We start from the raw sequence: 9862 nt of genomic DNA, 5'->3' as shown, positions 1-9862 counted from the left end.
GCCCCGGGGCGTACTTCCCACACAGGCCCTAGCGGACAGCACCATCGCCGAGTTCGCGAAGACGATGTCGGCCTCCGGCGCGACGCCGACGAGCCGGAACGGCGGCAGGCCCGCATCCCCGCCCGCGCCACTGCCCGCAGCGATGCCCGCCACGTGCGAGCCGTGGTCGGACTGCGAGCTGGTCCAGATCGCGTTCATCCGGTTGTTCGCGACCACGTCGGCGACGGCGGTCTGGTCCCACCAGACGCCGTACGGGAAGCCGGGCGGCGGCCCCTGGCCGGCCTCGGGCCGGGACACCTGGTCCCAGTAGCCGATCACGCGGCTCTTCGGCGGCATGACCCCAGGTACCGTGAACGTCGGGTGCGTGACCGTGAGCCGGTTGTCGAGGATGCCGACCAGAACGCCCTTGCCGGTCGCGCCGGGCGTCCCGCCGACCGAGTACGGCGGGGCCTGAGCGCGCACGGCGGTGGCCTTGATCTCCGGCATGCTGCGATCGATCAGCAGGTGCGTACGCGCTGAGGCGGCCAGCCACCGCACGCCCGGGACCGCCTCCAGCGCGGCCATGTCGGCGAGCCACACGGTACCGGTAGCCACCTCGCCGTCGTGGTGGCCGAGCTCGAGCCCGGCGGCGGTGAGCGTGGCCGGATCGTCCGCATACGTCACGAAGACGTCGACGCGGCGCTCAGGCTCCCCGTCGTGCCGCCAGCTCTCCAGCTCGCGCAACAGGCCCGCGTCGCAGCGGTCCCCGGCCACCTACAGCTGCCCGGGTGGATCGACAGACACGGTGACCGTCATGTCGTTGACCCCGTCCTCATCGTTTTCGTCGTCCTGGCGGTCGAAGACTGATCGAGTACCAGCACAGCGTACTGTGTGTCCGGGTGCGGCGATCATCTGTTTGTTGCCGATGTAGCTGGCGACGTAGTGAATGGGGGATGTGTCCAGAAAACGGCTCTGGCTCACTTTCGGCGGTGACCGAATGTCAGCCGAGCAGGATGCGGTGGCGGAGGAGGGTGAACTCGGCTCGGCCGTGCATCTGGCGCATGATCCGTCTGGTTTTGGTGTTCACGCCTTCGGTGCCGCCATTGTGGTGGGCCACAGCGAGGGCGGCGTTGACGGCCGCGCGGTCGAGGTCGAGTCCGCATCCCCCGACGGCGGAGCAAAGCCCGGTTCGCCCGGGAGCTGTAGGCCTTGTCCGCCATGACCCGGTCGGGACGGGTCCGGGGACGGCCAGGCCCCGACCGGGGAACACGGATCTTGTCGAGTACGGCCGAGAACTGCGGGCTGTCGCCGCGCTGCCCGGCGGTGACCAGCAACGCCAGCGGACGACGGCCCTGCTCGCAGGCAAGATGAATCTTTGTAGAGAACCCACCGCGGGAACGTCCCAGCCCATGGCCGGCCGGTTCTGTGACTACTCCTCCCGGAGGTTCCCGCCGAAGATCCCCCTTTTGCGTGCACCGGCGGCGTGCTGGTGGGCCCGGGCCACCGTGGAGTCGACGGAAACGTCCCAGGTGATCAGCCCTTGCGCGTCCGCCTGGGCCTGAAGCTGGGTCAGGATCCGTTCCCAGGTGCCGTCCCGCTGCCAGTTCCGAAACAGTCCGTAGGGGGCAGCCGCAGGCTGGCCTTGACCCGCCACAGCAACGCCGCACCGGTGTCCGCCGCCGCACACCAGTCCGTCCAGGAGTAGAAGTTGCGGTCCGCGAGCAACAGCCAGCCCGAGGCCAGCCGCGGGTAGAGGGCCCGGGCCAGGGCCTGCTCGCTGGCGGGCTTCGTCCCACCGGCCGGGCCGAGCGCGGCCAGGACCGGGACGTGTGAGGCACACTCGGACACGGTGACCGGGCGGACCTTCGGCAACACCCCCGGCGCGTCGTCGCGGCCCACCGGCACGCCGAACGCGGAGATGTTCACCTTCGAGGCCGGCACGTCCCATTCCAGCCCGTCGATACTCATCAGCCGCCACCGGGCGAGGAACGCCCCGGCCGTGTCCAGGTCCGCGACCGGCCCGGCGACCTGGCTGAACAGCTCCGCCAGCGGCCGGTCCCCACCGCAGCCCCACCACGTCGAGATCGGTGAGCGTGGCAGCGAGCCGGCGGGCGACCGCCTCGTAGTCGTCGTCCGCGCGAACAACGCGAGCGCCACCACGAAGTAGGCCACGACCTGCGGTGGGATCGTCGCATCGGAGCGCCGGGCACCCGCTCCGGTCGCCTCATCGACCGCATCACGCGGGACGAACGACGTCAGGACCCCCAGGGAGATCCAGTCCGTCAGCTGGCTACCCGCCACCGCCCCCGTGTCCGCCACAGCGCTCGATCATGCCGCCAACCAGACGGAACCACCTGAATCGACACACCACAGCCCACCAAGATCTAAATAGTGGAAGTGGCATTGAGGCAAGCCCCGATACAAACTCGCACACCGTCATCTTGGGACTTTCTGGTTCATGACCGCGCGAGTTCCGACTCCTCCGCACGAGGCATCATGATCCCGGCTAATCAGATGCCAGATCCCAGCGGAGACATCTTGGAGTGCACGCTGGCCGTCGACATCCCTTGCTCGACCAACCTCCCACGACTACCCAACGTAGTCGAGACTTGTCGATGCACCCGGGAATCGAACCAGACGATCAATACCCCGACCTGGACATTCTCTATTCGATCAAGGATCAGATCTCATAGAATTTACCTATTTGCCCAGGTCAGGGCATTGTTGCGCATCGTGGTGGAGACGAGGGGACTCGAACCCCTAACCCCTGCCTTGCAAAGGCAGTGCTCTGCCAATTGAGCTACGCCCCCGAGGGACGCGCTCCGGCCGGGACGGAACCATTCGACGATGACCACCTCGGCGAAGCGCTTCACAAGCGTACGGCATGACGGTCTCCTCGGACGTTGGTCCGGCACGGGAACCACCCGGGAACCATGGGGGGACACCGATGCTCGGGGGGATCCGGTCTTCCGGCGGTCACAGTGCCCGCCTACGACCATCGTGCCCCGCGGAAGCCCTGTGGATAACCGGCCCGTCGGCCAGGACCGGCGCAGGGTCGGATCGATGAAGGCCAGCCGCTCCCGCACCTTGACCGCGAGATCCCGGAAGTCGGAGTAGCACCGCCGCACCGCGCTCTGCGTACCGCCGAGCGCGCCGTCTCCGGCCCGCAGTTCGAACATCGGCTTACGGGCGTCGTGCGCCAGCGGGATCAGGTTCGCGTAGTGCCCCAGAGTGGCGATCTCGAAGGAACGGTCGTGCGGTCCGGGGTTCCCGCTGGTGAGCACCGAGGTCGCGAACACCTCGGGAATCCGGTCGAGCCACCGGTCGTGCGCCTTTGCCGGCCGGTCGGTCCGCGTCGGCGGCTGCATCACGATGTACCCGATCGGCATCATCAGCCCGCGCGGAGCCGAGATGCGCTCGGGAATCTTCGGCAGCACCGTGCCCTGCCAGGTGGAACGCCACTCCCGCAGCGTGGGGCCGAGGTTGCGCAGCCCCCGCAGCGAGAACAGGTCCGCTGCCAGTGGCATGAGCACGGTGTCGGCGGACAGCAGCGCGGCCCGGTTGATGGCCCCCAGATTGGGCCCCACGTCGATGAGCACGATCTCGGCGCCAACCAAGCGGGCACCATGGTCGATGACCCGGTGCAACGCCGTCGTCGTACGCAGCGCCGCGATGTCCTTGCCGAGGAAGCTGTTCGGCCAGGCGGCCGACAGCCGGTCCTCGAAGACGCTCAGCTCGACGTCACCGGGCAGCAGCCACAGGCCGTCCTCGATCGTCACCGGATCGAAGAGCGCGACGTCCCCGACCCCCTCCATGATCGGCCCGATCGCCGTCGCCATCGTCCCCGTACCGGGGACAATCCGAACCGGGCGCACGTCGAGGTCGATGATGGGCTTCGGCGCGGACGACGCGGTGACCTCCGGCTCCTCCCACAGCTGGGTCAGCTCGTCCTCGTCGAGGAACTGGGCGGTCAGGTTCGCCTGCGGATCGAGATCGACCGCGAGCACCCGGTGACCCATGCGCTGCAGCATGTGCGCCAGGTGGTAGGCGAGGGTCGTCTTACCGACGCCGCCCTTGTTGTTGAACAAGGGCGGCGTGATCATGAAAAGCTCCGGCCACGATCCCCATGTCGCCCGCGCGCCGCCTCACCCCAGTTGTCCCTGTTGTCCAACACGGCAGACATTGTCGCGCTAGCCGGAAACCTCAGAAGAAGCCCGCCCCGTCGCGGGTCCCGCCAGCCCGGTCCGGGACGCCGAGCAGCCGGCCGGTCAGTCCGAGAAAGCGCCGGTCATTCCCAGGGGGCGAGGGTGGGCCAGTCCGGCCGGCCCGGGTCCCGGCCGGCGAGCCAGCGCAGCGTCGGCCTGGTGGGCGTATCGACGACCACACGCCGCTGCCCGCGACCGACGGCGGTCGACGGCCGGTCCCCCGGCGCCAGCACGACGGTGATCTCCGGGGGTACTCGGGCCGGCAGCCCGCGCAGGGTCCACTCCCATTCGGTCTGGACGTAGGCCGGGCTCAGGTCCGCCCAGCCGGGACCGCCGAGATCGGCAAGATCGAGGTCGACGAGGTGTATCTCGGTCTCCCGCCAGCGGAGGAAGACCAGATCAGCAAGGGTCGTCAGGCCATAGGTGGCGGTGTGCCCGAGACCCGTGCGCCAGACGTCGACCTGCACGCCGTCCCAGGCCCGCTCCAGCCGGGTCACCGCGGCCACCAGGTCGTCGCGGACCTGGGCGGCGGGCAGATCGCAACCGGCGGCGATGCCGTCCTCCCGCTGCTGCGCGCCCCCCGGGTACTGGGCCCGGATCCCACCGGCCCGGGCGGCTTCGACCATGCCGGTGTGACTGTCCGCGTTGCGGGCCAGGTGGGTGAGCAGGTGACCGACCGCCCAGCCCGGCAGGCCCGACGGACGGCGCACGACGATGTCGTCCAGCCGGCCGGCCACCTCCAGTAGACGCCGATGGGCCGCTGCACATCCGGCGAGCCGATCGTGCGGAACCACCGAGGGGAGGTAGGAGGGACCGGACGGCGGCGACGTGTCGATGCTCGACTCCTGAGCGATGCTCACACCCGCCCCGGAGTCGGCATCAACTCCCGCGCCGGGGACGATGGCGTCGGACGGTCGGGGCGAGGTCGGGGTGGTCATGGTTCTACGGTGCCCCCCGACGCCACCACACGCCACCACACGCCAGGTCAAGCCTCCTACCAGCGTCTTTACCCGCAGATTCCTTATAGTCGGCACACGTTGCGCTCGAGATCCGGGCCGCGTCCGACGCTCCCTCGATGGCCGACGTAACGCGGTGGAAACAGCTCCGAGCGAAAATACCCAGAGGAAGATACGGAAAGCATGCACACGGATACCCGGCGGAAGGATGAGCGGATGTTCACAACTCCTCGCTTCCTGCAGGGCATTGTCCCCTTCGAGGGCAAAGGTCTGGATGTTCCGATTTCGCTTGGCTCGTCGTTCAGCTACGTCGTCCCAGCCGGCATCACCGCCCAGCCGCTCTACTTCCGGGGCGGCAACTCGACGGACGAACTGATCTGCCCGATCCTCCTGCGGAACGGGGTTCCCATGCGCTTCTTCCCGATCGGAGCGCGGGGTTCAATCCACGTGCCGCTGCGCGTCGTCGAGGATCTGGTGTCGGAGACGCACATCGAGCTGCACCTCGCCGCCCCGGCCGGACTGGTCGGCACCCTGATCGCCGACGTGGGCCTAGTCGAGCTCTGAGGCTGAGGCCCTGAGCTGGAAGCTTCGGCGGGCTGACCCCCCGGGCCGGGCTGGCATCCCGGCCTTGCCGTGGACCTCAGCGCCCGCCGGCCGGGGCGCCCGCCGCGGAGGTCGCCTCCCGCCAGAGGTCGATCTCCTCCTTGCCCCTGCTGCGGCGCCGGACGGCGGTCAGCGCGGCTCCGGCGCTCGCCAGTAGAGCCAGCACGGTCACCTTGCGAACCATCTCGTCTCCTTCGTAGGCCACCTTCACCCAACGGTATCCCGCCCGCCGGCACCGTGGCCGGACCGGGTCGCATCGCCCTGATCAACGTCACCGCAGGCTGATCAACGCCGCAGCAGGCCGCGCAGCCGGGATCGGGCCGGCCAGGACGGCGGGGGTCCCGACACCGCATAGGCCGGGAACACCCGCTCGGCCACGTCGACCAGCATCGCCACGTCGATGGGCCGAAGCACGACCCCGGCGGAGAGCACGTAGTCGGCCACCCCGGTGGCAGGCAGCAACAGCACGCCCTCGACGAGGGCCAGGCCGGCGGGAAGATCCGCGCGGGCGAAGGCCACGACCGGCTGGACCTCCAACTGCCAGCCCGCCGGCAGTTCCGCGAGGAGCTGCGCGGTGGCCTCCTCGCCCATCCACGCGACCAGCCCCAGCATCGCCCGCAACGGAACCTTGCCGGCCCAGACCCCGGCGGCGTTCTGGCGGATCGGTCCCGGATGGGCGTCGGTCTCGATCACCCAGGCCCCGGACGGCCCGATGACGAGATGGTCGATATTGCCGGCCGAGTCGGCCAGCGCGCGGTCGTGCAGGACGGTGTAGCCGGCCCGGACCAAACGGTCCAACGCCCGTGCGGTGCTGCGTTCGGCCTCCGCGTCCTCGCGCCAGGCCTCGATCTCCGGCGGGGACCGGAGAAACCGGGTCGCCGCGACGAGGACCACCACGACGGCCGAGATGATCGCGAGCTGCACGGCCACGCGCGCGGGCAGCCCGACCAGGAGGCTGACCACGGCGACGACGAGGGCGACGGCACCCGCTGTCGCCCCGGCGACGGCCATCGCCCGCCGTTTATGATCACCGCGCTCGGCGACGTACAGCTGCTTGCGCCGCAGGTACTCGGCCATGGCCGAACGTCCCGCTGACTGCCGATCGGACACGTCCGCGGTCACCACCTCCCGGCGCCGTCACGACGCCGTTGCGCTCGGCGTTGTCTCCGGGTCCGGAACCGGCTCCGCCGTCAGTCAATCACGGCGTGCTACTGACTCCCGGTCCGTCCCGGTCACCATTCCATCGAATACACAACAGCGACAGGGTCAAGGGGGTGGAATATGCGAGGGAGAAGCACGTTGAAAACACATCTATACCACCCATCGGCGAGCTGGGCGAGGCGACACCGAGTACGGCGGCTGGGTAGGGGGCCGGCAGCGCCGGGGAGAACCCACCAGAGGCCACCGCCGGGCGCGGTGTCGAACAGTTGCAGTGCCGGAGAGGAGCCACAGGATGCCACGCCACGTGACACCCGAGGGGATCCGGAATGACGAGCCGCAACCACCACACCCTCACTCACAGCCACAGCGGCGGGCGATCGACACCGACCAGGTACGGGCCTTCGCGGCCGGCTGCGTCACGCCGGTCCACGGGACAGGCGATGAGGCGGCCCGCGGGAACGCCCGCAAGGACACCTGGGGGGACGGCCATAGGGATACCCGGGGGAACGGTGGCCCGACGGTACCGGGAGGATGCGTCGGCATCGAGACGGAGTGGCTGGTCGTCGACACGCAGGCGGTCCACTGCCTGATCCCGCCGGCCCGCACGCTGGCGTCCCTCGCCCGGATTCCCGGGACCACCCCGGGCCCCGGCGGGCCGGTCCTGCCCGGGGGCAGCCGCATCACCTTCGAGCCCGGCGGCCAGCTGGAGCTGTCCGGGCCGCCGGCCGAGCTCACCGCGGCTGTGCGGGCGACCTCCGCCGATCTGAACCTGGTCCGCTCCGCCCTGGCGGTGGACGGCCTGGCCCTCGTCGGCATGGGGGTCGATCCCCTGCGCGTCGGGATGCGGCAGACCACCGCGTCCCGGTACGCGGCGATGGAGGAGCATTTCCGGACCGGGGGCGGGGCGTCCGGCACGGTGATGATGTGCTCGACCGCCTCCGTCCAGGTCAACCTGGACCTCGGCGGCTCGCCTGCCGAGGCGGCGCGGCGGTTCCAACTCGTCCACGCTCTCGGCCCGGTCCTCACCGCCCTGTTCGCCGCCTCACCCGCGTACGCCGGCCGCCGGACCGGATGGCGGTCGACCCGCCAGGCGGTGTGGGACGGCATCGACGCGAGCCGGACCCGGCCCGTCGCGGCCGCTCTCACGGCCCCGGGGTCCAGCGACACCGAGCCCGATCTCGTCGACCTGTGGGCGCGGTACCTGCTCGACGCCAAGCTGATGATGGTCGGGAATCCCGCCGGGGCCGGCGACCCCAAAAACGATCATCATTTCGTCGCGGTCCGGGACGGCTCGACCTTCGGGGACTGGCTCGCCGGCCGCGGCCCGGTCACCCGTCCCCCGACCCGCGACGACCTCTCTTACCACGCGACCACGGTGTTCCCGCCGGTCCGACCGCGTGGCTGGTGGGAGCTGCGCTACCTCGACGCGCAACCAGGTGACGGCTGGCAGGCCGCCGTCGCGATGCCGACGGTACTGCTTGACGACCCGGTCGCCGCGGACGGAGCGTTCGAGGCGTGCCTGGCCGTCGCGCATCGCTGGCCGGCCGCGGCGATGCTCGGCATGGCCGACGAACCCCTGCGACGCGCGGCGGTGCGCTGCGTCGACCTGGCCGTGAGCGCCCTGCGCCGCGGCGGCGCGACCGATCTCGCCGAGACGGTCGAGTCGTTCGCCGGGCGCTACCTCGACCGCGGCCGATGTCCGGCCGACGAACTGACCGAACGACTTCTCGCGATCGGCCCGGCCGGTCTGCTGCGTGAGGAGGCCCACCGGTGCGTCTCACTCGTCTGACCCAGTCCCCGGCGTCCCCGGCCGACCCAGCCGACCGGGAGACCGCCGCCGCCCAGGAGGCGATGCCGACCCAGGAGGCTATGCCGATCACCGCCGACACCGTCGCCGACGCCCTCCGGGTCGCGCGCCGGCGTTCACTCACGTACACCGACATCGCCGCGGAGGATCTCCTCCGCCAGCACTCGCCGCTGATGTCCCCGCTGGTCTGGGACCTCGCTCACGTCGGCAACTACGAGGATCTCTGGCTGGTGCGCGCGCTGGCCGGCGGCGCCGGGACGCGGCCGGGGCTCGACGACATCTACGACGCGTTCCGGCACAGCCGCGCGAGCCGCAGCCGACTGGCCCTGCTCGGCCCCGCCGAGACCAGGGCGTACCTGCACGAGGTCCGCGGCCGCACCCTCGACCTCCTCGACCGGTTCGGACCCGACCGGTTCGGACCGGTGGCCGGCGCCACCGCGGAAACCGCTGCCGTACCGGAGCGGGAACGGCTGCTCGCCGACGGCTTCGTCTACGGCATGGTCGTGCAGCACGAGCACATGCACGACGAGACGATGCTCGCCACGCACCAGCTCCGCCAGGGACCGCCGGTACTCGCTCCCGGCGCGGCGCCACCGCCCGGCCGCCGGGTGCCGCGGCCGGAGGTCCTCGTGCCGGCCGGCGAGTTCACCCTCGGTACCAGCACCCATCCCTGGGCCTTCGACAACGAGGGTCCCGCCCACCGCGTCCACCTCCCCGCGTTCTGGATCGACACCATCCCCGTCTCCAACCGGGCGCAGATCGCCTTCATCGACGCCGACGGCTACGACGACGAGCGGCTCTGGTCGACGGCGGGATGGGAATGGCGCCAGACGGAGGGCCTGAGCGCGCCCGCGTTCTGGTGGCGCGAGGGCGGCACCTGGCTGCGCCGCCGGTTCGGCCGGGTCGAGCCGGTTCCCCTCGATGAGCCGGTCCAGCACGTGTGCTGGTACGAGGCCGAGGCGCATGCCCGCTGGGCCGGCAAGCGGCTGCCGACCGAGGCCGAGTGGGAGAAGGCCGCCGCCTACGACCCGGTCACCGGACGTTCACGGCGGTATCCGTGGGGGGACACCGATCCGACTCCGGAGCGTGCCAACCTGGGCAACCGGACGAGCGGCCCGGCCCCGCTGGGGGCCTATCCCGCGGGCGCGAGT

At 70.7% G+C, this 9862-nt stretch carries 8 protein-coding genes, 1 tRNA gene and 3 pseudogenes; 3 read left to right on the top strand and 9 right to left on the bottom strand.

From position 1 onward, the window contains the following. From AC08OQ_RS13365 to AC08OQ_RS13335, 7 genes and pseudogenes are all read right to left on the bottom strand, one after another. Nucleotides 1-753: S8 family serine peptidase (locus AC08OQ_RS13365; RefSeq protein WP_476612088.1), on the bottom strand; the 753-nt coding region annotated here is incomplete at its 3' end. 226 nt (nt 754-979) lie between these two features. Beyond that, nucleotides 980-1138, bottom strand: a pseudogene (locus AC08OQ_RS13360) (ISL3 family transposase); the annotation flags it as partial. A gap of 19 nt (nt 1139-1157) precedes the next feature. Next, nucleotides 1158-1646 (bottom strand): annotated as a pseudogene (locus tag AC08OQ_RS13355) (transposase); the annotation flags it as partial. Further along, the gene (locus tag AC08OQ_RS13350; protein WP_476599450.1) at nt 1549-2298 is read right to left on the bottom strand and encodes a transposase domain-containing protein; all 750 of its coding nucleotides are present in this window, start codon (nt 2296-2298) and stop codon (nt 1549-1551) included. The pseudogene AC08OQ_RS13355 and the gene AC08OQ_RS13350, both read right to left, overlap by 98 nt. A 415-nt stretch (nt 2299-2713) precedes the next feature. After that, nucleotides 2714-2789 (bottom strand) — tRNA-Ala (locus tag AC08OQ_RS13345). Nucleotides 2790-3491: 702 nt separating this feature from the next. Next, nucleotides 3492-4010 (bottom strand): annotated as a pseudogene (locus tag AC08OQ_RS13340) (ParA family protein); the annotation flags it as partial. Between the two features lie 257 nt (nt 4011-4267). Further along, a complete protein-coding gene (locus AC08OQ_RS13335; protein ID WP_462188789.1) occupies nt 4268-5122 on the bottom strand; it encodes a maleylpyruvate isomerase family mycothiol-dependent enzyme in 855 nt (284 codons plus the stop codon). A 234-nt stretch (nt 5123-5356) separates the two neighbouring features. Between AC08OQ_RS13335 and AC08OQ_RS13330 the strand changes: the two genes are divergently transcribed. Further along, nucleotides 5357-5704, top strand: a complete 348-nt coding sequence (locus tag AC08OQ_RS13330) for a molybdopterin oxidoreductase (protein ID WP_476599448.1) — start codon at nt 5357-5359, stop codon at nt 5702-5704. A 76-nt stretch (nt 5705-5780) separates the two neighbouring features. Here the strand turns inward: AC08OQ_RS13330 and AC08OQ_RS13325 are convergent, their stop codons facing one another. Both AC08OQ_RS13325 and AC08OQ_RS13320 read right to left on the bottom strand, forming a co-directional pair. After that, nucleotides 5781-5927, bottom strand: coding sequence for a DLW-39 family protein (locus tag AC08OQ_RS13325; protein WP_462188792.1), 147 nt, complete (start codon nt 5925-5927; stop codon nt 5781-5783). A gap of 101 nt (nt 5928-6028) precedes the next feature. Then, nucleotides 6029-6820 carry a nuclease-related domain-containing protein gene (locus tag AC08OQ_RS13320; RefSeq protein WP_476599446.1) on the bottom strand — a complete coding sequence of 264 codons (792 nt, stop codon included), beginning with the start codon at nt 6818-6820 and terminating at the stop codon, nt 6029-6031. A 376-nt stretch (nt 6821-7196) separates the two neighbouring features. Between AC08OQ_RS13320 and egtA the strand changes: the two genes are divergently transcribed. Continuing rightward, nucleotides 7197-8693 (top strand): ergothioneine biosynthesis glutamate--cysteine ligase EgtA, encoded by a 1497-nt coding sequence (egtA, locus tag AC08OQ_RS13315; protein WP_476599444.1) that lies wholly within the window; start codon nt 7197-7199, stop codon nt 8691-8693. After that, nucleotides 8675-9862, top strand: a 1188-nt coding sequence (locus AC08OQ_RS13310; protein WP_476612087.1) for an SUMF1/EgtB/PvdO family nonheme iron enzyme, incomplete at its 3' end; no start/stop codon positions are given. The genes egtA and AC08OQ_RS13310, both read left to right, overlap by 19 nt.

This window comes from Frankia sp. CcCS3, from assembly GCF_977927575.1.
Note: the sequence above shows the minus strand (reverse complement) of the source record. Positions and strands in the feature narration are given on the sequence as shown.

What these genes read in the sequence shown, in the direction of transcription:
- egtA (WP_476599444.1), top strand. Translation starts at nt 7,197, where the DNA reads ATGCCACGCCACGTGACACCCGAGGGGATCCGGAATGACGAGCCGCAA.
- AC08OQ_RS13330 (WP_476599448.1), top strand. Translation starts at nt 5,357, where the DNA reads ATGTTCACAACTCCTCGCTTCCTGCAGGGCATTGTCCCCTTCGAGGGC.
- AC08OQ_RS13325 (WP_462188792.1), bottom strand. Translation starts at nt 5,927, where the DNA reads ATGGTTCGCAAGGTGACCGTGCTGGCTCTACTGGCGAGCGCCGGAGCC.
- AC08OQ_RS13335 (WP_462188789.1), bottom strand. Translation starts at nt 5,122, where the DNA reads ATGACCACCCCGACCTCGCCCCGACCGTCCGACGCCATCGTCCCCGGC.
- AC08OQ_RS13320 (WP_476599446.1), bottom strand. Translation starts at nt 6,820, where the DNA reads ATGGCCGAGTACCTGCGGCGCAAGCAGCTGTACGTCGCCGAGCGCGGT.